The 22473-nt window shown below is 46.1% G+C and carries 23 protein-coding genes and 1 tRNA gene; 12 read left to right on the top strand and 12 right to left on the bottom strand.

Features of this window, described 5'->3' with window-relative positions; translation table 11 throughout:
* Nucleotides 1-16: 16 nt before the first annotated feature.
* The 4 genes from LBQ00_05025 to LBQ00_05010 all read right to left on the bottom strand — a co-directional run bounded on the left by LBQ00_05025 (nucleotide 17) and on the right by LBQ00_05010 (nucleotide 3941).
* Complete coding sequence (locus LBQ00_05025) at nucleotides 17-949, bottom strand: pyruvate synthase subunit beta (protein MDR2018219.1); 933 nt, start codon at nucleotides 947-949, stop codon at nucleotides 17-19.
* A gap of 597 nt (nucleotides 950-1546) precedes the next feature.
* Nucleotides 1547-2473, bottom strand: a complete 927-nt coding sequence (locus LBQ00_05020) for a pyruvate synthase subunit beta (protein ID MDR2018218.1) — start codon at nucleotides 2471-2473, stop codon at nucleotides 1547-1549.
* Nucleotides 2470-3651 carry a pyruvate ferredoxin oxidoreductase gene (gene porA / locus LBQ00_05015; GenBank protein MDR2018217.1) on the bottom strand — a complete coding sequence of 394 codons (1182 nt, stop codon included), beginning with the start codon at nucleotides 3649-3651 and terminating at the stop codon, nucleotides 2470-2472. Before porA ends, LBQ00_05020 begins: the two co-directional genes overlap by 4 nt.
* Entirely contained in the window at nucleotides 3648-3941 is a 294-nt protein-coding gene (locus LBQ00_05010) for a 4Fe-4S binding protein (protein ID MDR2018216.1), read from the bottom strand. The genes porA and LBQ00_05010 overlap by 4 nt, the downstream gene beginning before the upstream one ends.
* 475 nt (nucleotides 3942-4416) lie before the next feature.
* Between LBQ00_05010 and LBQ00_05005 the strand changes: the two genes are divergently transcribed.
* The gene (locus LBQ00_05005) at nucleotides 4417-4701 is read left to right on the top strand and encodes a GYD domain-containing protein (protein ID MDR2018215.1); all 285 of its coding nucleotides are present in this window, start codon (nucleotides 4417-4419) and stop codon (nucleotides 4699-4701) included.
* A gap of 144 nt (nucleotides 4702-4845) precedes the next feature.
* Nucleotides 4846-5883 (top strand): phosphoribosylformylglycinamidine cyclo-ligase, encoded by a 1038-nt coding sequence (purM, locus tag LBQ00_05000; protein MDR2018214.1) that lies wholly within the window; start codon nucleotides 4846-4848, stop codon nucleotides 5881-5883.
* Here purM and LBQ00_04995 read toward each other — a convergent pair.
* Genes LBQ00_04995 through LBQ00_04985 form a run of 3 tightly spaced genes read right to left on the bottom strand, consistent with a single transcriptional unit; the run spans nucleotide 5873 to nucleotide 7763 of the window.
* Nucleotides 5873-6547, bottom strand: coding sequence for an endonuclease III domain-containing protein (locus LBQ00_04995; protein MDR2018213.1), 675 nt, complete (start codon nucleotides 6545-6547; stop codon nucleotides 5873-5875). The genes purM and LBQ00_04995 overlap by 11 nt on opposite strands.
* Nucleotides 6513-6935 carry a PaaI family thioesterase gene (locus tag LBQ00_04990; GenBank protein MDR2018212.1) on the bottom strand — a complete coding sequence of 141 codons (423 nt, stop codon included), beginning with the start codon at nucleotides 6933-6935 and terminating at the stop codon, nucleotides 6513-6515. The genes LBQ00_04995 and LBQ00_04990 overlap by 35 nt, the downstream gene beginning before the upstream one ends.
* Nucleotides 6936-6989: 54 nt before the next feature.
* Nucleotides 6990-7763, bottom strand: a complete 774-nt coding sequence (locus LBQ00_04985) for an undecaprenyl-diphosphate phosphatase (protein ID MDR2018211.1) — start codon at nucleotides 7761-7763, stop codon at nucleotides 6990-6992.
* Nucleotides 7764-8010: 247 nt separating this feature from the next.
* Between LBQ00_04985 and LBQ00_04980 the strand changes: the two genes are divergently transcribed.
* The 4 genes from LBQ00_04980 to LBQ00_04965 all read left to right on the top strand — a co-directional run bounded on the left by LBQ00_04980 (nucleotide 8011) and on the right by LBQ00_04965 (nucleotide 11075).
* Nucleotides 8011-8268 (top strand): transposase, encoded by a 258-nt coding sequence (locus LBQ00_04980; GenBank protein MDR2018210.1) that lies wholly within the window; start codon nucleotides 8011-8013, stop codon nucleotides 8266-8268.
* Between the two features lie 781 nt (nucleotides 8269-9049).
* On the top strand, nucleotides 9050-9625 hold the full coding sequence (cobU, locus tag LBQ00_04975; protein MDR2018209.1) for a bifunctional adenosylcobinamide kinase/adenosylcobinamide-phosphate guanylyltransferase: 576 nt from the start codon (nucleotides 9050-9052) through the stop codon (nucleotides 9623-9625).
* A gap of 9 nt (nucleotides 9626-9634) precedes the next feature.
* Nucleotides 9635-10432: an adenosylcobinamide-GDP ribazoletransferase gene (cobS, locus tag LBQ00_04970; GenBank protein ID MDR2018208.1), complete on the top strand. Its 798-nt coding sequence runs from the start codon at nucleotides 9635-9637 to the stop codon at nucleotides 10430-10432.
* A gap of 25 nt (nucleotides 10433-10457) precedes the next feature.
* Nucleotides 10458-11075, top strand: coding sequence for a histidine phosphatase family protein (locus tag LBQ00_04965; GenBank protein ID MDR2018207.1), 618 nt, complete (start codon nucleotides 10458-10460; stop codon nucleotides 11073-11075).
* Nucleotides 11076-11528: 453 nt separating this feature from the next.
* On the opposite strand, the gene LBQ00_04960 is transcribed toward LBQ00_04965, so the two are convergent.
* Together LBQ00_04960 and LBQ00_04955 are read right to left on the bottom strand one after the other, a co-directional pair.
* Complete coding sequence (locus tag LBQ00_04960; GenBank protein ID MDR2018206.1) at nucleotides 11529-12323, bottom strand: transporter substrate-binding domain-containing protein; 795 nt, start codon at nucleotides 12321-12323, stop codon at nucleotides 11529-11531.
* 112 nt (nucleotides 12324-12435) lie between these two features.
* On the bottom strand, nucleotides 12436-13416 hold the full coding sequence (locus tag LBQ00_04955; protein ID MDR2018205.1) for a hypothetical protein: 981 nt from the start codon (nucleotides 13414-13416) through the stop codon (nucleotides 12436-12438).
* 402 nt (nucleotides 13417-13818) lie between these two features.
* On the opposite strand from LBQ00_04955, the gene LBQ00_04950 reads away from it, so the two are divergent.
* Nucleotides 13819-13890, top strand: a tRNA-Thr gene (locus LBQ00_04950).
* A 318-nt stretch (nucleotides 13891-14208) separates the two neighbouring features.
* On the opposite strand, the gene LBQ00_04945 is transcribed toward LBQ00_04950, so the two are convergent.
* Nucleotides 14209-14709, bottom strand: coding sequence for a YfcE family phosphodiesterase (locus tag LBQ00_04945; protein ID MDR2018204.1), 501 nt, complete (start codon nucleotides 14707-14709; stop codon nucleotides 14209-14211).
* 66 nt (nucleotides 14710-14775) lie between these two features.
* On the opposite strand from LBQ00_04945, the gene LBQ00_04940 reads away from it, so the two are divergent.
* Genes LBQ00_04940 through LBQ00_04925 form a run of 4 tightly spaced genes read left to right on the top strand, consistent with a single transcriptional unit; the run spans nucleotide 14776 to nucleotide 18261 of the window.
* A complete protein-coding gene (locus LBQ00_04940; GenBank protein MDR2018203.1) occupies nucleotides 14776-15972 on the top strand; it encodes an LptF/LptG family permease in 1197 nt (398 codons plus the stop codon).
* The gene (lptG, locus tag LBQ00_04935) at nucleotides 15956-17035 is read left to right on the top strand and encodes an LPS export ABC transporter permease LptG (GenBank protein ID MDR2018202.1); all 1080 of its coding nucleotides are present in this window, start codon (nucleotides 15956-15958) and stop codon (nucleotides 17033-17035) included. Before LBQ00_04940 ends, lptG begins: the two co-directional genes overlap by 17 nt.
* A 42-nt stretch (nucleotides 17036-17077) precedes the next feature.
* Complete coding sequence (locus tag LBQ00_04930; protein ID MDR2018201.1) at nucleotides 17078-17557, top strand: ribonuclease H-like domain-containing protein; 480 nt, start codon at nucleotides 17078-17080, stop codon at nucleotides 17555-17557.
* Complete coding sequence (locus LBQ00_04925; protein MDR2018200.1) at nucleotides 17554-18261, top strand: alpha/beta hydrolase; 708 nt, start codon at nucleotides 17554-17556, stop codon at nucleotides 18259-18261. Before LBQ00_04930 ends, LBQ00_04925 begins: the two co-directional genes overlap by 4 nt.
* A 32-nt stretch (nucleotides 18262-18293) precedes the next feature.
* Here the strand turns inward: LBQ00_04925 and LBQ00_04920 are convergent, their stop codons facing one another.
* The gene (locus tag LBQ00_04920; protein MDR2018199.1) at nucleotides 18294-18968 is read right to left on the bottom strand and encodes a hypothetical protein; all 675 of its coding nucleotides are present in this window, start codon (nucleotides 18966-18968) and stop codon (nucleotides 18294-18296) included.
* A gap of 597 nt (nucleotides 18969-19565) precedes the next feature.
* On the opposite strand from LBQ00_04920, the gene LBQ00_04915 reads away from it, so the two are divergent.
* Nucleotides 19566-19739, top strand: a complete 174-nt coding sequence (locus tag LBQ00_04915; protein ID MDR2018198.1) for a 4Fe-4S binding protein — start codon at nucleotides 19566-19568, stop codon at nucleotides 19737-19739.
* Nucleotides 19740-19814: 75 nt separating this feature from the next.
* On the opposite strand, the gene LBQ00_04910 is transcribed toward LBQ00_04915, so the two are convergent.
* Complete coding sequence (locus LBQ00_04910) at nucleotides 19815-21839, bottom strand: 4Fe-4S dicluster domain-containing protein (GenBank protein MDR2018197.1); 2025 nt, start codon at nucleotides 21837-21839, stop codon at nucleotides 19815-19817.
* Nucleotides 21840-22473 lie beyond the last annotated feature (634 nt).

Raw genomic sequence — 22473 nt, 5'->3', positions numbered from 1 at the left:
GATTATGGATTATAGGTCATTTTAGTCCGCACATGAACTTAAGTCTTTCCCAGTCTTCCGTAACCCTTTTCTGAATACCCGACACATCTTCGACAGTAAGATGTTTGTATCGGCCCTGGCCGTTCATGTAGTCCACTACATGCTTCAACGGTTCTTGGTTGTACGAGAGCCTGTAACGGCCTTTTTCAATCTCATAGAGTGGGAAGATCCCTGTCTCAACCGCCAGTCTTCCGTACCGTATCGCAAGATCAGAAGGTATTAGCCATCCCGTGGGGCAGACGGAAAGGATATGAAGATACGACGGCCCCTCTGCCATCTTCGCCTTCTTCACTTTCTCGAAAAGGTCAAAAGGATAAGAAGGACATGCGGTAGCCACATACGGGATGTTATGGGCGGCGGCAATCTTGGGCATATTCTTTTTCCATGTGGCCTGCCCGATACTTCTTTTGCCCGCAGGGCTTGTCGTCGTTGTAGCGCCAAAAGGCGTGGATGACGACCTTTGTATGCCCGTATTCATATAAGCTTCATTATCAACACAGATATAGGTAAAATTAGTCCCTCTTTCCAAGGCTCCGGAAAGGGCCTGAATACCGATATCGCTCGTACCACCGTCGCCTCCTATTGCCACTATCTGTATATGTTTTCGCGAGATCTTTTCCTTCTTTGCCAAAATCGTAAGGCCAGCCTCAATACCTGAAGCCACTGCGGCCGCATTTTCGAACGCCACATGTATCCACGGAAGTTTCCAATCCGTGAACGGCAAAGGCGTGGAGATTATCTCCATACATCCCGTTGCCATTGCCACGATCGTGTTCTTACCAAACACTTTGAGGGCCATTCTTAGAGCAAGAATTTCAGCACAACCCTGACATGCCCTGTGACCAGGAACAGCAAATTCCTCCCTTGGAATTATATTTGCCGCATATATATCAATCTCGGGGATTATCATGGACCTCCTCCCGCGTTAAATTCTCGTCACTGCTATTCCCGACATTCCTTCGCGATATTGCACACAATCTTCCAGTTCGCAAACGACCATCTTTCCGCGCCGATCCGTAGGAGTTTCGACAACCGACAATATAACATTATTTAGTCTACTCCATCAGACAAAAAAAGCCAATACTCTTAATTGTATACAAGGAATATTTTTTCACTTTTACTATTACGCTCACATATGAATTACGTAATAATCGTACCTTGGTTGAAACTCAAGACTCTCACCGGACGCCGATCTTCCGAATTTTTTTATCCGTTGGGTCTGATAGAATTTCAGCAACCCCGAAAAAACGGGAATCCACGACAGTTCTCTTAAAACCAAACAGACGGAACCCGCCCATCATCGTCCAGCTTCAACGTATTGCTACTTATGCGATTGCCATGAAAATTATTACGAAATACGACGTCGTGGACTACAGTACAGCGAGCCAGTAATACACTTCAACACTGAAGCCCTCCCAGTCGTAAAATCGGTGGGGTTCTGTGGTGCCACCGCATCTTCTCGTTTCAGAAAAGCGGGGCACTATGAGGTTAAGAATGCCTATTACCTTTATTTAATGGTGCACTGGTATTTGAGCAGCTCCCATTCTGATGTAATCCGCTCTTGGATAATTGCAACCGATTCCTCCGAAAGGTGCCTGTACCTGCCCTGTCCTTTCAGATAATCCTTGACAGGCCTCAAAGGTTCAGGGCTGTATGTGACTCTCCATCTTCCATCTTCGATCTCATACAGAGGAAACATCCCCGTCCTCACGGCAAGTCTTCCGTATGCCACAGCCTCACTTGAAGGTATTCTCCAGCCGGTAGGGCAGACCGAAAGAATATGCAAATACGAAGGGCCCTGTGTTAACCTTGCCTTCTTCACCTTTGCAAAAAGGTCAAAAGGATAAGACGGGCACGCTGTGGCCACGTAAGGAACGTTGTGAGCGGCTATGATTTCGGGCATATTCTTCTTCCATGTGCTCTGCCCTATACCTTTCTTGCCTGGAGGGCTCGTCGTGGTCATAGCTCCATAAGGGGTAGAGGACGAACGTTGAATCCCAGTGTTCATATACGCTTCATTGTCTACACAAATATAGGTAAATTTGTGCCCCCGCTCCATAGCCCCAGACAAAGCCTGAAATCCAATATCGCTCGTTCCGCCATCACCTGCGATTGCCACGACATGAATATCTTTACGTGCGATCTTGCCTTTGTCCATCAATATTTTGACTCCTGCTTCCACGCCTGCCGCTACGGACGCGGCGTTTTCAAAGGCAACGTGTATCCAAGGTAATTTCCAGGAAGTGGTGGGCAACGGCGTAGAAATAATCTCCATACACCCTGTTGCCATGCAAAGTATCGTATCTTTTCCGAAAATCTTAAGAGCCAGTCTCAATGCAAGGATTTCAGCACATCCCTGACATGCCCTGTGTCCGCTTACCGCAAACTCCTCTTCGGGGTTATCCGTGTACAGTTGAAGACTTTTTAATCTCATGCCCTTACTCCTATAACCGTAAAATTCTTCTCGTCCTGAAGCTCGGAGTTTTTTCCGCTGACAATGTCGTTATAGATGTCCTCAAAGTCCTCGGGAAGCACATCTCTTCCCCCGAGGCCGACTATATAATTCGTCATGCTTACCTCTGCTCCGCTCATGTGAACAACAGTAGATATCTCCTGAAACAACGGACCGTTCGGCGCACCTGCCGGCATGACCCGCTCAATTACTGCGATATTCTTCACTCCTTTGACAGCTGCGAGGATCTCTTCCGCGGGAAAAGGCCTAAACAGTCTCAATTGGACAAGACCGGCTTCTTTCCCCTGGTCTTTCAGAGAGTCTATGGCTGTTTTGATGTTCTCACCCACTGAACCTAGAGCTACAAAGATCACATCGGCCTTGTCAATATTATATGTCTCCACGATGTTGTAATGCCTGCCAAACTTCTTGCCGTATTCCTCCATCACCTCTTTGACCACCACCTTAGAATTCCTTATGGCCATCTCCTGGGCGTATTTGGCCTCCGTATAAAGCTCCGGCATGGCATAGGCTCCCATTGTCACGGGCTTATCAGGATGTAGCGTGTAAATAGGATCATAGGGGGGTAAAAAGGCGTCGACCTCTTCCTGTGAGGGAAAATCAATGGGTTCTATAACATGGCTCAAAGAAAATCCATCCAGGTTGACCATCAGGGGAAGGAACACCCGCTTGTCTTCGGCTATCTTGAAGGCCATAATAATAGCATCAACTACTTCCTGACCGTTTTCGCAAAAAAGCATGATCCACCCGGTATCTCTCGCCGCCATCACATCGGAGTGGTCACCCCAGATAGAAAGAGGAGCCGATAGGGCCCGGTTGACTGACGCCATCACTATGGGCAGTCTCATGCCCGATGCAATGAAGAGGATTTCGTGCATAAGTTCCATTCCCTGGGCACTTGTTGATGTGAAAGTCCGAGCACCCGCAGCGGAAGAACCACAGCACGCTGACATGGCCGAGTGTTCCGACTCCACATTTATGTAAACCGCGTCAAGCTCACCATCTGCAACCAGATCGGCAAGATGCTCGACAATGTGAGTCTGGGGCGTAATCGGATATGCGGCAATCACCTCAACCTTCGCCAGTTTTGCCGCCACTGATGCCGCGATAGATACTTCAACACCCTTTATGGCTTTCATCTCTCATCCTCCACCATCGTGATCGCCGCCGGCTTGCATTCCCGGGCACAAATGCCACAACCTTTGCAATAGTTGAGATTCGTCCTATAAAGCTCGTCCTCTGTCCGATATATGGCCGCATCAGGACAGAACAGCCAGCAAACACCGCACTTTATACATTTTGAATCGCTCCAGACAGGCTTCTGGGACCGCCAGTCTCCGGTCTTGTACTCGGATGCGTTGCCTACTTCTTCTATGACACAACCTACGTTCAGTTCATGCCATTTATATTTGTCCATCGGTTTCGCCATGCGATGTCTCCCTGAATAGAATTTCGTAGCACAAAATATATATATTAAATCTTTCCATATACTATCAAATCCGTACCATGTGAAATATTGAATTCAACCTCTTTCTGGCAAACACTTTACTTCGCCATTAATTGTTCCGTAGTATAAATAATTTGAGTCCCAAAATAAATAGTAATTTGACAAGCTCGTTGAAATCTTCTACAAACAAAATCCGCACCTTATACACGCCAACGCGTTTCAATGAACCTCCCCGCCGCAAACGGCGGGGTATCCCGTGGTTTACGACTGACTATTAGGAAGCGCGTCCTAAGGGGCTGGGAATTAGACCCGTAGAGATTAAATTGTTTTGCGGATAATTCCCTTGATCTTGCTTGGATTTGTTTCATGGATTTTTTGGCGTACACCAAAAATAAATATTGACAACTTCGCCAACTGTAATACAATTAGACTAAGATCAACGATAGGAGGTCACCAGATGCCAATATACATAATGCTAAGCAAACTGACTCACGAGGGCAGAAAGACGATCAAGAAACACCCGGAACGCATAGAAGAAGTTGATGTGGAGATGGAGAAGATGGGTGCAAAAGTCCTGGCTCAATATGCACTTCTCGGCCCTTACGACTTCCTTAATATTCTGGAAGCTCCGAACAACGAAGCCATCGCAAAAGTTTCTATTGAGTTCGGCTCCAGGGGTACCGTAGAAATTATGACGCTCCCTGCCATTACGATTGAGGAATTTATAGGGAAAATGACATAAAAACACGGCATAAATAGGAGGGGCGCAAAGCCCCTACCTTACTCTGTCTTCGCATCATATCCCTTGAAGGCGGCCCTTCTCCACCTTGACTTGGGGATGAATAAATCGTTGACATCCCACCTTCATTCATTTTAGATTACATCCATGCCCGGTATCACTTATAAGGACGCAGGCGTTGACATAAAAAAAGCTGACAATCTCCTTAGCGACATACGAAGCAGGATACAGGGTACCTTCAATCCTTTCGTCATGAATTCCATCGGGGGCTTTGCGGCCCTTACGGAGGTCCCTTCAGGGTATGACAAACCTGTTCTGGTGAGCTCGACGGACGGTGTAGGGACAAAGCTCAAAGTCGCTTTCGACGCCGGGAAACACGATACAGTGGGAATTGACCTCGTTGCCATGAGTGTAAACGATGTCCTCACGATGGGCGCAAAACCATACTTTTTCCTTGACTATTTTGCATGTGGGCGGATAGAAGATGCCGTCTATAAAGATGTCATTGCCGGTGTTTGCAGCGGCTGCGAAACATCAGGGTGTGCGCTTATCGGCGGGGAAACCGCCGAAATGCCTTCCTTTTACAAGGACGGAGAGTATGACCTTGCCGGATTTGCTATGGGGTTTGTGGAAAAAGACGGCATCATCAACGGTTCAGAGATACGCGAGGATGACATTGTAATCGGCCTTGCATCCAGCGGCCTGCATAGTAACGGGTTTTCCCTGGCAAGAAAGGTCCTTTTTGAAGTAGGCCGGTTGACGGTCAAGGATCACCTTGATGGCATCGAAAGCACACTTGGGGAAGAGTTACTGAAACCGACGAGGATTTATGTAAGGCCAATGCTTGGTATCCTCGAAAATTTTACGGTTCATGGAATGGCTCACATTACCGGAGGCGGTCTTCCTGGCAACATTGAGAGGATAATCCCCGACGGTCTTGCCGTCCATATCTGCCTTTCCAAAGAAAAGGTTCCCCCCATATTCAACCACATTATGGACCTAGGTAACGTACCCTTTGAGGAGATGTATTCCACTTTCAACATGGGAATCGGCTATGTATTGATTGCAGGGAAGGATAGCGAGAGCCGTATCCTCGACGCCCTCTCCAGATCAGGTGAAAACGCTTCAATCATAGGCCGCGTCCAGAAATCCAAGAACAAACAGAAAGTTCTCGTCAGCTATTGATCACCAAATTATCATGCAGGTCAAGGTCGTCCTTCAGGGGACAGTCTCCACATAGCGGGTCTTTTTTGCAATATGTCTGGCATAGCACGACAATGAGTGCATGGTATTCGTTATAAAGATACGTATCACACGGAAGGTTCCCCTGAAAGTAGTCCTGCAGGTCATTATAACTTTCCCTGTCCGCATACAACCTGTGGTTCTTGAGAAACCTCTTCGTGTATGCATCAATCACGAATATCGGCCGGTCCAAGGCATAAAGAAGAATGCTGTCCACTGTTTCTGGACCCATTCCATTAATACCGAGCAATAGTTTTCTCAGCCTTTCCGTATCAATAGTTCTTAAATTCTCTATAGTTCCATCAAATTGATCATATATAAAATTAATAACATTCTTCAATCTCTTTGATTTTATATTGAAAAAACCTGAGGGCCTTATGGTATCCGCAAGGTCTCTCGGGTCAATTTCGTAAAGCTTCGTGATGTCCATGATGCCATTTGCTTTCATGTTTCCTATGGCCTTTGCCACGTTCTTCCAAGATGTATTCTGGGTAAGCACAGCTCCCACTATAATCTCAAGAGGTGTATCTCCGGGCCACCAATGCCGTTCCCCGAAGGCACCGAGGAGGATGCTAAATATTTTGAGAAGCCGTTCCTGCGTGCTCATCTTTCATTATGTAGAAAATCTGGTGAATAAAGGCCACAATCGCTCCGCTATCATCATATACCTTCGTATCCACCCTGCCTATTTTCTTTCCGCAGTGCGTAAGGACGGCCTCGGCAAAAACCTCCCTTCCTCTTGTCCCTCTCGTATAATGTATGGAGGATTCCAGCAAAACCGTTTTGTGGGGGAGCGTGTTCGAGCATGCACCGCCGATATGGTCTGCAAAAGCAAAGGTAATACCTCCATGCAGATCACCGAACACATTGAGATACTCCTTTCTTATAGAAAGCCTGCCCCGGGCAATCCCGTCGGTCGCCTCCGTCACCTCTATGCCCAAGAGTGCCGCCACACCGCATTCGTTAAACATATCTTTTATAAGGTCTTCTCGCATCTGACCCTCCTTACCTGCCGGCCGCATAGATTGATTCGAACCTGAAATCTCCCGTCACCTGTACATGATGTACCAGAATACAGCTACAAGCGCAATCCTGTAAACACCGAACGGGATAAAGGTATGATTTTTTATGAAGCTCAGCAGATACTTCACTCCCGCCAGAGCAGCAAAAAAAGAGATCACAAACCCGATCGAGAGAAAATGGATCTGTCCGACATCGAATTGTCCCACATTCTTGACAAGATCGAGACCGGTGGCGGCCAGCATGGTAGGTACGGCAAGGAGAAAGGAGAATTCCACTATCGTTCTTCTCTTGAGGCCGAGTACCAGCCCCCCCACAATTGTGGCAGCTGACCTCGAAACCCCCGGTATCATGGCAATCGACTGAAAAAGTCCGATAAGAATGGAAGTACCATATGGGATCCTGGAGAGGTCTTCTATCCCATCCTCATCTTCCTTGTGCAGAAGCTCAAAAACGATGAGAAAAACCCCTCCAAGCAATAAAGCCCAGAGGACCACGGTGTTGCTCGAAAGGAGATACTTCTTGATAAGCTTATAGACTGTGAGGCCAAGAACTCCTGTGGGGATGAAAGCCACGGCCACTCTTTTCATTACCTCAAAGTCGACGAGAAGAGGCCGCCGATATAGTACCACCACCGACAGAATGGCCCCGAACTGTATCACGATTTCGAACGATTTGAGGAATGGTGTCTGGGCGAGTCCCATCGCGTGTGCCGTAAGCATGAGATGACCTGTGGATGATATAGGCAAAAACTCGGTAATACCTTCTACTATACCGAAAATGACCGCATGCAGACTATTCATGGCACATATTTGCGCATCTTTTCCATTGCAAGTCAATCCTTTTGCATTCGCCAGTTATTACCCCGACGGTGCTTCCTTTTCGCCTCTAAGTATCTCGTCTTTCACCATAGGTCAAGGAGTTTTCCTTACCGGATTCCGGATCCAGAAGGCTCACCTTTCCTGCTGACGTGGCACATCCGACGCCGGGACATGCTTTTTTGTTGTAGGAACTGCTACCACTAAATAATTATAGCGATAGAATCAAAGAATGATTATAACTGAAAAGCAATACAAGTGTATAGAACAGTATTTGCCAACACAGCGGGGCAATGTGAGCATTGAAAATCAAAGATTAATCAATGCCATACTGTATATCGCGGAAAATGGCTGCAAGTGGAGGGCATTGCCGGAATCCTACGGGAAGTGGTATACGGTATATAAACGTGTTAACCGCAGAACGCTTATTTTTAGCACTCCAAAAAGAGCAAATTGCCCTTATCAATGTAGAACGGCTGTGGCGCATTAAAAAGCAATTGGAAAGACTCGAGGGGGTTGGAACACCAAGCTTCATGTGGTATCCGCAGATGATAAGATCGTCACGGCAGTGATGCTCTCAAGGCGCAAGCTCTTGTTGACCAAAGGGAAAATAGCTAATCCTTGATGGATCGGGCGTATGAAGGTGGCGAAATGCGGTATCAGGCTAAATCCTTGGGTTACCTGCCCGTTGTTCCGTCAAAGAGAAACCGCAAAAAGCCATGGCAATATGATAACGCAGAAATGTTGTCGAGCGATTAGTTTCGACGTATAAAGGAGTTTCGCAGGATATATACACGCTATGACAAACTGGATGTTATCTATTTGGGCTTTGTGTATTTTTGCTTTGCAGTTGTTTGGCTCAATTAGGGTTAACAGTGCCTAGAAAGTAACTCGCCTCAACCCGTATTGCAAATATCATTTTGCTACACAGAGATCACTATCCCTTTTCCGTCTTACTGTCATGCAGCTCTTTCTATTCGGCCATTCTCCTGCACCTGCTATCCCCTCTTTCAGACCCACCAGTTTCTGTCGCAACATGGTCCCTCGTGGTATGGGAAATTAAATTGAGCACAACCGAACCGCCTTACATTGCATTCTTACCGCTACCATGTTACACAAATTATCATGAGTCAGTTTTCAATGAAAGTGCATGGAAAAATCTCAACTGTGCCGCAACTGCGTCGGCTTTTCGTTTTTCTCGCTGTAGTAGGTCATTGGCGGCAAAACAGTTGAAATGGAACGAGTATATGCGATATAACTCGGAGGATCAGATGGGGAAGATCACTTTCATTCTTGGCGGCGCAAGAAGCGGAAAGAGTACCTATGCGCTCGGCGAAGCAAACTTACTCAAGGGAAGGAAAGCTTTTATCGCCACAGCAGAAGCCCTTGACCGGGAAATGGAAAGACGGATAGCCCGTCACAAAGCGGAACGGGGGCCAGAGTGGGATACATTCGAGGAGCCGATTGATATTAAGAGCGTGCTCAAGGGTATAGGCAACAAATATCCTGTTATACTGATCGACTGTATTACCCTGTGGGTTTCTAACCTTCTTCACAAGGAGCTAAGCCTAAAAGAGGAGTTTGAGTCGCTAGTGAAAGCACTTCTCAGATGTTCTGACGCAGACGTATACCTTGTCTCCAACGAAGTTGGGATGGGCGTTGTGCCTGAATATCCTCTTGGAAGAGTCTACAGGGACCAGCTTGGACTCCTAAATAAAATGATTGCCTCCGTGGCTGACAGAGTCATCCTGATGACCGCGGGTATCCCTGTCACAATAAAGGGTGAAACAGGCTTGAAAATCTCCCCGGACACAGGTCTCTCCGGTGGAGATGGACCGGAAAGATAAGGACGGCAGGTGAAAGAGTTCCTTGTCGCTCTTCAGTTCCTCACCCGAATCCCGGTCAAGATCAAAGGCAATCTCTCCGAAAAGGAGATAGGCCAGTCGGCGGTCTTTTTTCCTGCCGTAGGCGTTCTTCAAGGATTATCCGCAGTATGTGCGGCCTTTTTCTTCAGCCTGATGTTCTCAGCGGACATAGCAAGCGGACTCGTCATCATCATTCTTCTTATCACAAACTGGGGATTCCATATTGACGGTCTTGCCGATACGGCGGATGCAGTATCCGTGAAAACAACCGGAGACCCCATGCGAGATACAGAACAAAGGCTTTCGGTGATGAAAGACAGCACGATTGGGGCGATCGGGGTCGTGGCGATAATATCGGTGCTTTTGCTCAAGTACCTCTTTGTGAGCGGATTACTTCAGAAAGGACTGACCTGGGATGTGTTATATGTATTATTCCTCATGCCTGTCTTTTCGAAATGGATTATGGTACCCATAATATACCACGGCAGGTCTGTCAGAGATACCGGGCTGGGCAATATATTCATCCGTCACGTCAATTCCGCTGTTCTTGTTGAATCGACATTATTACTGGCGGTTATCTACTTTATCACATCTTGTTCCCTCCCGGAGGTGACGTGGCGCAATATAACCATGCTTTTCTTTCTCTTCTCGGTATCCCTTTATATATTAGGTCTTCTTTGGGTAGCCTTTTGCAAAAAGAAGTTCGGAGGTTTAACGGGGGATACAATAGGCGCTGTTAGTGAATTAGCGGAGGTACTCCTCCCTGCCATAGGTTTTCTATGGCTCTAAGACCGACAAAGTGGAGGTAAAACTCATGAGCGGTGTGACCAGGCTTTTCCTCATTCGTCATGGCGACACGGCGGATGAAGAAACAAAGAAGATATATAAAGGCGCTCTGGATATTCCCTTGTCCGAAAAGGGGCGATCACGTATGAAGATGGCGAGCGCTTTCCTTTCACGCTTTCACCTTGACCACATATACAGTTCAGCTCTTTCCCGCTGCACCGAAAGCGGGTCCATCATCTCTAGACCTCACAGTATTAGCCTAAGGGCCTTGACGGGCCTCAATGAGATCAGCTTCGGGGCATGGGAGGGTCTGAGTTTCGAGGAAATCGCCAAGGCATATACTGACCATTTTCGATTATGGCTTGCCGATCCTGAAACCCACTCTCCCCCTGGAGGCGAGACCCTAAGAGATGCGGAAAAGAGAATAAACCTTGCGATTGATGGGATACTGGCCGAACACCGCAGTCAGACCATAGCTGTCGTGGCGCACGGAGGTGTACTGAGGCTGGTCCTGTGCTCAAAACTTGGCCTGAAGTTTTCCCATCTGTTCAGGCTAGCGCAGGATTACGGTGGAATTAGCATCCTTGATGTCTATGAAGACGGTAGTACGGTGGTGAAACTCATTAATTTTACTTATTATATGTAGCAGGAGATCTCGTGGTCATCTTCCTCATGGGGAATCGTGTTACAACAGTCCGGCTCCGAAAAGCCATGCCGTTTGAGCTCCTTATACAACCGCCTACCGCGCTTTTTTGTGAATTTTTAACATGAAGTGCTATGACAGCCGAAACAACGCATATCATATAATTAAGACTTATAAGGAGATCTCACAGTTCATTACGTAACCGCCAAAGCTTGAGGCCGGCTTCTACTCTATACCCATCCCGCTTTCAGCGACCTTTTAAGAGCGTCTCGTCCTCCAAACTTACGCCGGGCAACTCTCATTAGGTATCTCATGAAAGCACTACTTTTTCTCGCGATAAAAATCTCCCCCCGACTCTTTGATGATAGCAAACCGTCATCCTAGCCCCAAAAAATCCAAATCACTGGAACCAGGAAGGGTCTCATCCTAACAGGCGACCGGGGGTAATTTAGGCGTTTAGGGCAGATCTCTTACCCACGAAGAGTTCTTGAACCACTTTTCCGTAAGTTCGTCAAGCTCACCTCCGGCTTTCAGGGTACCGATCAGATTTTCGAGAAAGTTTATGAAAAGTGAATCATCCCCTGGTATCGCAATGCCTATGAGCTCAAAGGTAATGGGCCCGGTCGAAATTATCCCCTTGGAGTTAAACCTAAAACTTACCACAGTCGCTGTTGCGTTGTCGGTCAACACAGCATTCACCTTCCCATCCAGCAAGAGCTTAGCAGCGCTGTCCATATCGTTTGTAACTATAAGTTGAGTGCTCTTAAGATATTTCTTGGCGATAAGTTCGCTCGTAGTACCCGCCGGAACTGCGAGAACAAAATCAGCTTTATTAATCTCTTTGATGTTGCCGACCCTAATGGCCGTCTCCTCCGTGGTGAGAAGCGCCTGCCCTGAGACAAAATAAGGACCCACAAAAGCGAATTTCAGGTTTCGCTTCGTGGTTATGGTCATAGCTGAAACAACCATGTCGATCTTTCCCGTTTCGAGACTCGTGAGAAGATCGACAAAAGGAATCTGGATCACCTTCACCTTCAAATTCATGGCATCTGCTATCATTCCAGCGAGATCAACATCAAATCCCATCAGCTTACCGTCTTTGGATTTCGCGCTGAAAGGAGGATAATCACCGGAGGTACCAACTACAAGCTCACCTTTTTTCATAATTTTATCTAAGGCCGGGCCTGCAAAGGCCGAGGTGGCAACCGTCAAGACAACGACAAGGGTAAGGATCGCACAGATTCTCTTCATGGGACTCTCCTTTGTATTACCGGACCGACGTGATCCATTGGGGAACTTTATTAATGATACGTCTACTTTTATCAAGAAAAACTCTCTGTCCCCGTAACACAGCCGGGTATTATTACTGCTTCAGAGCTTGTCCTATGTCGTCAATGAGACGCTTAGTCCCCACGTACAGGGCGGTGCGCTGGTGATGTGTCTTCGGCTCAATGCCAAGAATCGGCGTGCCGGTTTCATCTATTGCAGAACCCCCTGCTTCCCTGCACATAAACGAAACAACAGAAGCCTCGTACAGAAGGCGAAGTTTTCCTTCAGGCCTGTTCTTGGCAGGGTTTGGATGGTTCACGATGGCCGGATACATAAACATTCCCCCGTTGGAGAGTATTCGATGAAAGTCTCCCGCAAGGGCCCCCAAGTACCTAAACGAATACTTGTTTTCGTTTTTGGAAATCCATTCCCGTACCTTGTGCGAATAGGTTGCACGATTTGCCGAATTGAATGAAAGTTCCCAGCTTTTGTCTTCCTCGGGAAGCATCATCCTGACAGGTTTAACATAGTTCATGGTCTCATCCATATGAAACCTCCAAGTCCCGGCATCTCGGAATGCAATGGTGAGCATACCGGTAGGGATAACAAACATCCCGGCGGCTATATATTCCGTACCCGCTCTCAGGTGACAGTCCTCGGCGCCCTCAAGGTTCCTTTTCGATATGGCAAACATAAACCCCACGGGGAGACCATGCGACACATTCGAGGAACCATCCAGCGGGTCGAAGTAAACAAAATACCGACCGCCATTTTCATTGAGAACTATTATCCCTTCGGCTTCCTCGCTCACGGCATGAATAACCCTCTCGGTAGTCCTGAGATAATGGATGACAATCTCATGGGCAATCTCGTCCATCCGCATTACTTTTTCTCCCTGTACATTGACTGTATTGGCAAGGCCGAGACGCCCCTTCAGGGCTCCTGTAAGATAGTAATGTTCTATGTGTTTCGCGGCGCTGATCAGGGCATCCATCAGAACAAGAAAGTGATACGTCCGGTTATGCCGCTCCTGATGGTGGAGCAGAAAATTCATGAAGGTTTGTTCAATCTGCATTATTACACCTCTTCGACAAAAGGAAGTTCACGCTACGCTACATAACTTTATACGGTGTCTACCCCTTACGCAAGAGTTTTTATCGTAAGTTGAATATTCGTACACTCGTGTGACCAGTTTCTGCGTCCAATGGCGGTCAGAAAATCACAAGGAGGATAAATGCTTGCGTCTGCCCTTGTACCTGATAGCCCTTATTTGTTTTTTCATTCATCTCAAGTCCTCCATCTTTTGCCATTGATCGGTCGATTGGATGATCATACTCATCTATTTTTCTCCATTCATTACGTTGACAACCGCTGTTCGAAAATGATAGAAAATTATCGTATGTGGCATGTGGTGGTAAATGCGCACACTGTCAGGTCCGTACTGCTTAAGAATTCAAGCACTGACAACGGTTTATACGCCGACGTAGCTCAGAGGCAGAGCAGCTCACTCGTAATGAGCAGGTCGCGGGTTCAATTCCCATCGTCGGCTTTGATTTTCAAGTCGCTAAAATTTATCTTCAAAATCACCCAACTCGTAGATGAGGCCTTATATTCAAGGTTCAAATCAGCCTCTCTGATCCGTTACCTCACACGTGTAACTGAAAGTCCTCCCGGTTTTTATGGCCGATTGGTTACGGATCTTGTTCCGGCGGTTGGCGTTATGTGTAAGAAAGGTGTGGTGTTATTGTCCGCAAACTCAACCTTCACCGGGTATTTATCTCAGCACCCAAATAAAGAATCCCTAGCTCACGCTAGGGATTCTTTATTCCTTCTCTGTCTCTGTCACATTGTGCGTATCGGGGTCAGATCAGGTTTGTGGGTAGGTTGGGTTATGAACGCTAAGATGCTTAAAACGTACCTCGCCATCTAACTCCAGAATACCCGCGCTTCCAGGGTACGAATATCTGCCTTTCAATGATCCTGGATTGAAAAGGTGGATACCTTTTTTTACAATGTTCAGTGGAACATGAGAATGACCGAACACCACTGCGTCTACATCTTGAAATTCGGACAAAACCAGCTCTTCGATTCCATCAGGCCCACCCCTCCCATGTATAATCCCAATTTTAATTCCTTCAATCTCTTCGATCCGCTTGTCGGGCAAGATAGTTCTGAGCGTAAAATCGTCCATATTCCCTCTCACCGCCTTGAGATCCCATGTTGACAGATAATCATACACAACCATTGAGGTCATATCTCCCGCATGAAATATCATGTCTACGTCACGGAATATGTTCTTCAGTATTCTTTTGAAATCATCGTTTATGGAAGTAATATGAGTATCCGAGAGAATGCCGATCCGAATCACAATATATTACTTTATTCAATATGACTTTGCATGTCAATGAGTTAAATTGACAGGGCCAGCGGAGGAATGGTAAACTTGCGCGTGAAATTTATCAGGACGTTACATAGAAGATTCTACATCTACCTTCTAAAAGAACTGATCTACGTCTTTTTGCTCTCATTGGGAATACTCACCTTTATTCTCGTTCTGAGCAGGATCGGAAAGCTGGCGGATCTGGTTATCAACCGGGGAGTTGAGGTCAAAGATATTGTTCTGCTTATCGTCTATTCATCGCCTCCCTATCTCACTTTTACGCTCCCGATGGCCTTTTTGCTTTCCACAATTGTCATCCTAGGAAGACTCTCGACGGAAAACGAGATACTCGCGCTAAAGACAAGCGGGGTGAACCTCATGCACCTTTTTACACCTCTCATTTCCGTCGGTGTAGCCATCACCGTCTTCGGCTTTCTTAACGCCGGAACATTGCTCCCCAGGGCCGGCAATCTGTTTCGTGATACACTTCTCAATATAGTCAAGAAGGGAATAAGCCTTGACGACAAGGAAGGTGCGTTCAACGATACGCTTCCAGATATCGTCGTGTACATAGACAAAGTGAACACCAAAGACAAACATCTCACCGGCATTCTCGTGGCAGACGACCGGGACCAAGACGTCAAACAGACTATCTCCGCGAGTAGGGGAATAATCAGCCTTGATCCCGTAACCCTCAATCTTACGTTCCTTCTGGAGAACGGAAATTTGCACCGATGGGAAAAAAAAGAAGATACTTATAAGAACGTATCGTTCAAGAATTATACCTTCATAATGAACCTCGCGAATGTACTACCCTCAAATACCTTTGTAAGGAAGAGACATTTTGAAATGACCAATGACGAATTGCGGGCGCACATAGCAGTGGCAAAAACCGAAAGCCTCAAGTACGACCTCCTTCTCGAGATTTACAAAAAAGTCTCCATACCGGTGTCATCTCTCGCTTTTGTGTTTCTTACAGTCCCTCTGGGTATCAAGCGGAGAGTGGAAGGAAAATTCTCGGGCATCCTTTACAGTCTTCTCCTGTTTCTCTTCTATTATCTCCTGATGGCCGTTGCGGAGAATGTGGGGAAGTCCATCCAAATGCCTGTCCTTATAACAACTTTCATACCGAACATCGCTATTATGCTTATAGGACTTTACCTCATGAGGGACATTAACCGTGAAAGCCATACTGGCGCTGCACTGAGACTGAGGCAACTATGGATTCATTGTTTTGAAAAGACTAAATAAGTATCTTGTCTGGAATGTAATAAAGATACTCTCCATCACGGAATTCGGCGGGATGATTATGTTCATGAATATCGAGTTCTTTGAACACATGGACATCTTTACCAACTCTCTCAATAATTTCCTGCTCAGCATAGGCTATCTAGCTCTAAGAATGCCGTTCTATTTCAACCTTATACTCCCCTTGGCATTTCTCATATCAATGCTCATACTGCTCATGGTCATGATCAGGAGCAACGAAATGATAGTCGTCCGAACATCGGGCATAAGTACAATTTCCCTAATGAAGCCTCTCGCAGCATTTTCCATTGTAATGACGGTTTTTTCTTTTATCCTCTCAGAATGGGTTATTCCTGTGTCCTCAAACGCCTCCGAATACCTTTACAGGATCAAAATAAAGAAAGATGAATCCTATGTCGTTTTCAAGAATAATAAAATATGGTTTAAAAGAAATAATATGATCAATAACATAGGTTTTTTCGACAATAAGAAGGATATGATCCGGGGGCTTACAGTTATCGAACTGTCACCGGACTACACCATAAAGAAAAGATTCGACGCGAAAGAGGGAATATGGAAAGACGGCTCTTGGGTCTTTTCCGATGTATCCGAGAGAATTTTTGATGAAAACAGCATCATTTCCAAGAAAACCTACCGGCAGTTGAACAATCTGATTCAGGAACCACCATCCGTATTTAAAGTCGTGGAAAAAAATCCCGAGGAAATGGGTTACAGCGAGCTATCAAGGTATATAAAAAGGCTCAGGCTTGATGGACATGACGTGAAAAGATATCTTGTAGACCTTTACAACAAACTCTCCTTTCCCTTTATCAATCTTATTATGGTCCTTGCGGCCTTTTCGGTCGGCCTGAGATATACAAAGACAAAACATATCTCGAAGGGAATATTTGCGGGCATGTCCATTGGTATTTTTTATTGGTTCCTTCACTCCGTTTCTCTATCTCTAGGGTATTCGGAAATTTTTCCTCCGCTGTTCGCTGCATGGTTTTCCAATCTTATGTTTTTTTCCTTCGGTGTTATTGGCATAGTCACGCTTAGGACATAAATAAACTAACGCTGCAAAGAAAGGTCAAAAAGGTGTTTTAAAGTGAAAGCGTATCTCGATATCGAAACAGACAGAAACGGCAACATATGCGTCATAGGTATCCATACAGAACCAAGTGGATTCGTGCAATGGCACGGAGAGAATATTAATACCGGCGATATCGAAAAAGAACTGCAGATGGCCAGCACCATAGTGACCTTCAACGGGGATAGTTTCGACCTCCCAACTATAAAGAAGTACCTGAACATAGACCTGAAAGAGATGTGCAGTTCCCGCGATCTTTTTAAAGTGAAAAAACGGCTGGGCATCAAAGGAGGTCTCAAGGAATTAGAAAAAATGTTTGGGATCAAGCGAAAAACGGAAGGAATAAACGGATATAAGGCCGTGTTACTCTGGGAGCGCTACATACGACGAAAAAAACCCTCCGACCTCAGTCTTCTTCTCGAATATAACAAGGAAGATGTGCTGAATCTCATCCCCCTTGAGGAAAAACTAGATGAACTGAAAGGAGAGATGTTATGATGCATCCATTTATTATCGATTCGGTGCAAGGCCGGATAAGCGCCATCATGGTAACCCCTGGTTCCGGGAGTGGACCACATCCTTGCGTCGTACTCTCCCACGGATTGATCAGCTCAAAAACGAGCTCTAAATACGTCGTCCTTTCGCAGCGCTTCGCCGATATGGGCATAGCGTCGTGCAGGTTCGACTACCATGGATGCGGAGAGAGCAGCGGAAACATCCAAGAGACAACGCTTACCATCAGGCTTGACAACCTCGACAGGATTGTTGAATATGTCCGCAACCGGAAGGAGATTGATCCGAAAAGAATCGGCCTTCTGGGGAGCAGCTTCGGTGGAGTCACCAGCATTATCAAGGCGGCACGAGACGCAGGAATAAAGTGTGTATCCCCGTGGGCAACACCCCATCTATTGAAACAAGACGAAAGCGAAGATGCTGAAGGTATCAAGTTCAAAGATTCGCTTTACACGGATTTTGCACGATATGACATTCTCTCTGAGGCTACCAAGGTCTCACATGCCTTGGTAATCCACGGAGATGCCGACGACATAGTTCCCTGCCACGAAGGCATAGCCATATACGAACATCTACAGCAACCCAAGCTGTCGGAGATCATAAAAGGAGCAGACCACATTCTTTCAGACCAGGCGCACAGAGAACAAGCAATCAGCATGGCCCTCAAATGGTTTGGCAAATACATCTGATATAATCAACGGGGGAAGGTACCGCTGGAGCCTTATTTTTTCTTCTCGCTCCTCTCTTTGACCTTCTCTTTAATCATATCACCCACCATATGGCTCAAACCGATGCCAAGGGCAAGAGACAAAGTCATGACTATACCCCCGAAGATTATAAGAAAGCTTATCGTGATGATCGTATTTCCCACCCCCATATACTCAAAGACAATTCCAAATGTAATGATGACGAGAAATACACGGACCCCTTTTGCGATAAAATCGCCATATTTTATATTTGCGTTCTCGCAAGTCATGAATATGACCTTGTTTATAAAATTACTGAATATGAATCCGAAAATAATAATCACAAGCGAAACCGCAATGTTCGGGAGAGTGCTTGAGATCTTTGAGGTATACTCGGCGAACTGCGAAATGCCTATGAAATTGAGACCGAATGAAAAAAACGCTACGATAAATATCCAATAGGCAATTTTTCCTATAATGACCGATGGGGGGATTGTCACCCCGCCCTTCTCCAGAAAAGTTGTAATTCCCGCTTCGCGAGCCCATTTGTCAAGCCTAAAGAGCATCAGGAGTTTCACGAGAACCCGCTTTATAAACCAACTTATGATAAACCCAAGTATCATGACGATAATCATGACGATAATGCTCTGAAATATCTCCGTAAAATTCTCGTACAGGTCAATAAACATGTCTTCGAAAAACTCTTTCATGGGTCAAATCTTATTCGAACTCACACTTCATGTCAATCAAAAATATGCTGGAATTTCCTTAATCTCTCGTCCAATTGCATCTCTCCGCGCTGCCGCTCTTTCCTTTGTTTCCCTCTACTTCGTCTATCACCGTCGGCAAATGTCGCTCCGATGAATTCTAAAGAGATACCCGCGCTGCCCGCTGACGGTGGAGCCGATCATAGAACATCCTCACTGTGTGCCTAGTATGCGCGTTGCCCCATTTCATTTGGTGGGGATACCCTAGATAGGGACACAGCGGAAAAATGTCACCCAACCGACAGAGAGGGACTTTGTGCATGGGCACTGATTTAGGAAATAAGCAGGCCCATTCCCCTTCTCATCACTCAAAAGTTACGGCGACGCCGGAAGGTTGATCATAAGAACGGCCGTTTGCGTCTGGGCGGAATCACATCTGGAACTGCCCGACAAAGACAGATCCACACCCGCCTACGCCCAAGCGATCAAGGGCCGGGGTTCTATACCGGGAAGCGGACTCTTCACAGTGTTGCACTTTTCTATTGACTTTCATGCCATATTCGTTTAGGAATTTCCCTAAAAAGAAAGGAGGTAAAAAATATGTCTACCAAGATTGATGTGGAGAGTTGTACAGGATGTGGAGCATGCGCCGAGGTTTGTCCTGCCGATGCGATAACCGTAGACGATACGGCTAAAATTGACTCCGAACTCTGCACTGAGTGTGGGGCCTGCGTGGAAGAATGTCCCGTAGAGGCCATAACTCTGGAAGAATAAGCATGCCTTTTACAATATAAAAAGGATGGGCCTTGGCCCATCCTTTTTATATCCTTCTAGATTCTAATTTTCTCTTTACAAGCCTTTCACAACTATTTCCGCGATATCCAGGGCCGTCATGGTCTCGCTCTTTTCCTTGTCTTTAATCGCGTCCGTCATCATGATAAGGCAGTAAGGACACGCAGTGATAACCGTATTAGCCGAAATTTCAATGGCTTCGTCCATTCTATTGTGATTTATCCGTTTATGATGTTCCTCCATCCAGATTCTTCCACCGCCTCCGCCGCAGCAGAACCCTTCATTTCGGTTCCGGTCCAATTCAACAAAGGACCCCTTGTTGACCTTGTTTACCACATCTCTCGGTGAGTCAAAAATCTGATTCACTCTTCCTAGGTAGCATGGATCGTGATAGGTTGTGATTCCCTCAAGAGTCGGGCTAATAGAAATCTTTCCCTCCCGGGCCAGCTTGGCTATAAATTCCGTATGATGGAAGACCTCAAAATTGCCACCCAGTTGAGGATAATCGTTCTTTAGCGTGTTATAACAGTGCGGGCAAGCGGTTATTATCTTTTTGATTCCAAGCTCATTCAGGAGGCCGATATTGCCTTCCGCTATTTCCATATACTGGTACTCATTTCCAGTCCTTCTCAGCGGGTCACCACAGCATTTTTCATCCGGACCCAAGACACCAAAAGAGACACCAGCTTTCTCCAATATCGTTGAAACAGCCTTCGCTATCTTCCGGTTTCTGTCGTCAAGGGATGCTACGCAGCCGACCCAGTAAAGGTACTCAACTTCTGTCTCGGTAGCTTTCTTGACATCAAGTCCTTCAACCCACTCAAGTCTCTGGCTCTTACCCATACCGTACGGATCAGACCTCTGCTGAAGGTTTTTATAGAGAAGCTTCATCTCGGAACTAACCTGACTCAAAGTCATGGTAAGATACCGTCTCATCTCCAGATTTTTGTCAAAGGTAGGGATGGAGACCGGACAATTCACCTGACACGCTAGACAGGCTGTACAAGACCAGAGAGTCTCTTCCGGAATCACATTGTCCACTATGCCCTCTTCGTTCTTTATACCCACCGCAGTTTTTTCCCATTCCTCCTTGAGGTCCTGAATAAATTTCTTCGGCGAGAGAGGTTTCTCCGTATTAAAAGCAGGGCACCGATCCTGACACCTGCCGCACCTTGTGCAGGCATCAAGGTCCATGATTTGTCTCCAAGTAAATCCTTCTATTGCATTTACTCCAAATTCCTCTGCATTCTCGAAATCTTCAATTGCGGCTACCGCCCCCCTCGGTGCATCCTCAACGCCTCTGAAAAGCATGTTGAGCGAGGAGGTGATGATGTGAAGAAGCCGTCGTGAGTATGCAATGTACGCAATAAGACCGAACGACAGCAACATGTGTATGTACCAAAGCACCGTGTGAGGCAGGTAGACGATCTCATGAGTAGCCACATCAATGGCCTGCTCCGGAGCAGGGAAAAGCGATGACACAACCCAGCCCACAAAACTCCACACCTCATAAGGTTGCTGGGTAGCTGCAATCCTAGCACCCTCTACCAGAAAACCGGTCACGAGAACCGCAAGAATCCATACAAGCGTAATCGCGTCATCAGGCTTATTGTCCAGTCTCGATGGCTGTGTCCCATACCTTCTCAATATGCCCATTATGATGCCGATAATTGCCATGAGTCCTGCCACTTCAAGGAGGAACGAGAAGACAATGTAGAAGTCCCCCTTGATGAATTCGACGCCGAAGATAAGCTTGATCACGTCATCTTGAAGTGCAACCAGCGCCGTTCCGATCGATAAAATCAGGAACCCCCAGAAAATAAACAAGTGCATGGTTCCGGGATACCCTTCCCTTGCTCTCAGAATGGTGGCATGAAATATACCGCTTTTGATAAAATACCCTATTCTCTCGCCTAACTTCTCCTTGAAATTGATAGGGACAGCCTTGCCGATCTTCCACATTGCATAGCGCTGCTTAATCCCCATGATCAGAACGATAAAGGTTAGGATCATAAGCGCATACGTTATCCATCGCGCAGCTCCCCCTGCATTCCACAGGATTTCTCTGCCAATCTCCATCATCCAGCCTCCTAAACTGTAATTTTATAATATACTATCACAAAAACTATTTCGATCAAAAGGTTTATTGTAGAAATAAAACAACCCCTGGTTCACGCTTAAGGATATTCCCACAGCTCAAGCCTCTCTTACCCTTAAGTATTCCGCCCTTTGACACTTGATATAGTTACATATTATTTATTTCGTTTATTCCAATAGTGGAAACAAAGTAACCTTCCTAACCAAATACCTCAGTATACTTTTTTAAGAAAAGGGAATTTTTCTTTAAGTTTTGCACTGATGTTTCATTTTATTATGGGTACCGCTTTGGTAGGATTGAGTATGAGCAGATGGACATGGTCTACTATAAGTAGTTTGCTTCAATATATTTCGATTGTAGGCAGTGCTCTTCTATATTGATATTAAAGTATTGAAAAATTCCTTCGTTAAAGATTTTTCGAAGGTATTTGGTCGAAAATACCAAGCGATATTCATAGAGTATACACAGTTACTTTGTTTCCTGATATTTCATGTAGGTATTGTACCACGTACCACGAGACAGAAAACTTTAAGGGGCGCTATATCTGCGCATTACGCGCGTAGCATTACGCGTAGCATTAAGGGGTGCGGTAGAAATGCGCAATGCACATCATTCAAG

The organism is Syntrophobacterales bacterium (assembly GCA_031274925.1).
In the GTDB taxonomy this organism is placed as follows: domain Bacteria; phylum Desulfobacterota; class Syntrophorhabdia; order Syntrophorhabdales; family Syntrophorhabdaceae; genus PNOM01.
This window is presented reverse-complemented; position numbering and strand designations above follow the sequence as displayed.

Coding starts and splice junctions, on each gene's coding strand:
- LBQ00_04920 (MDR2018199.1), bottom strand. CDS start 18,968: ATGAAAGAGTTTTTCGAAGACATGTTTATTGACCTGTACGAGAATTTT.
- LBQ00_04925 (MDR2018200.1), top strand. CDS start 17,554: ATGATGCATCCATTTATTATCGATTCGGTGCAAGGCCGGATAAGCGCC.
- LBQ00_05005 (MDR2018215.1), top strand. CDS start 4,417: ATGCCAATATACATAATGCTAAGCAAACTGACTCACGAGGGCAGAAAG.
- LBQ00_05020 (MDR2018218.1), bottom strand. CDS start 2,473: ATGAGATTAAAAAGTCTTCAACTGTACACGGATAACCCCGAAGAGGAG.
- purM (MDR2018214.1), top strand. CDS start 4,846: ATGCCCGGTATCACTTATAAGGACGCAGGCGTTGACATAAAAAAAGCT.
- LBQ00_05025 (MDR2018219.1), bottom strand. CDS start 949: ATGATAATCCCCGAGATTGATATATATGCGGCAAATATAATTCCAAGG.
- LBQ00_04960 (MDR2018206.1), bottom strand. CDS start 12,323: ATGAAGAGAATCTGTGCGATCCTTACCCTTGTCGTTGTCTTGACGGTT.
- LBQ00_04940 (MDR2018203.1), top strand. CDS start 14,776: ATGGTAAACTTGCGCGTGAAATTTATCAGGACGTTACATAGAAGATTC.
- LBQ00_04995 (MDR2018213.1), bottom strand. CDS start 6,547: ATGAGCACGCAGGAACGGCTTCTCAAAATATTTAGCATCCTCCTCGGT.
- LBQ00_04910 (MDR2018197.1), bottom strand. CDS start 21,839: ATGATGGAGATTGGCAGAGAAATCCTGTGGAATGCAGGGGGAGCTGCG.
- LBQ00_04985 (MDR2018211.1), bottom strand. CDS start 7,763: ATGAATAGTCTGCATGCGGTCATTTTCGGTATAGTAGAAGGTATTACC.
- cobU (MDR2018209.1), top strand. CDS start 9,050: ATGGGGAAGATCACTTTCATTCTTGGCGGCGCAAGAAGCGGAAAGAGT.
- LBQ00_04965 (MDR2018207.1), top strand. CDS start 10,458: ATGAGCGGTGTGACCAGGCTTTTCCTCATTCGTCATGGCGACACGGCG.
- LBQ00_04980 (MDR2018210.1), top strand. CDS start 8,011: ATGATTATAACTGAAAAGCAATACAAGTGTATAGAACAGTATTTGCCA.
- LBQ00_05010 (MDR2018216.1), bottom strand. CDS start 3,941: ATGGCGAAACCGATGGACAAATATAAATGGCATGAACTGAACGTAGGT.
- LBQ00_04990 (MDR2018212.1), bottom strand. CDS start 6,935: ATGCGAGAAGACCTTATAAAAGATATGTTTAACGAATGCGGTGTGGCG.
- LBQ00_04915 (MDR2018198.1), top strand. CDS start 19,566: ATGTCTACCAAGATTGATGTGGAGAGTTGTACAGGATGTGGAGCATGC.
- porA (MDR2018217.1), bottom strand. CDS start 3,651: ATGAAAGCCATAAAGGGTGTTGAAGTATCTATCGCGGCATCAGTGGCG.
- LBQ00_04955 (MDR2018205.1), bottom strand. CDS start 13,416: ATGCAGATTGAACAAACCTTCATGAATTTTCTGCTCCACCATCAGGAG.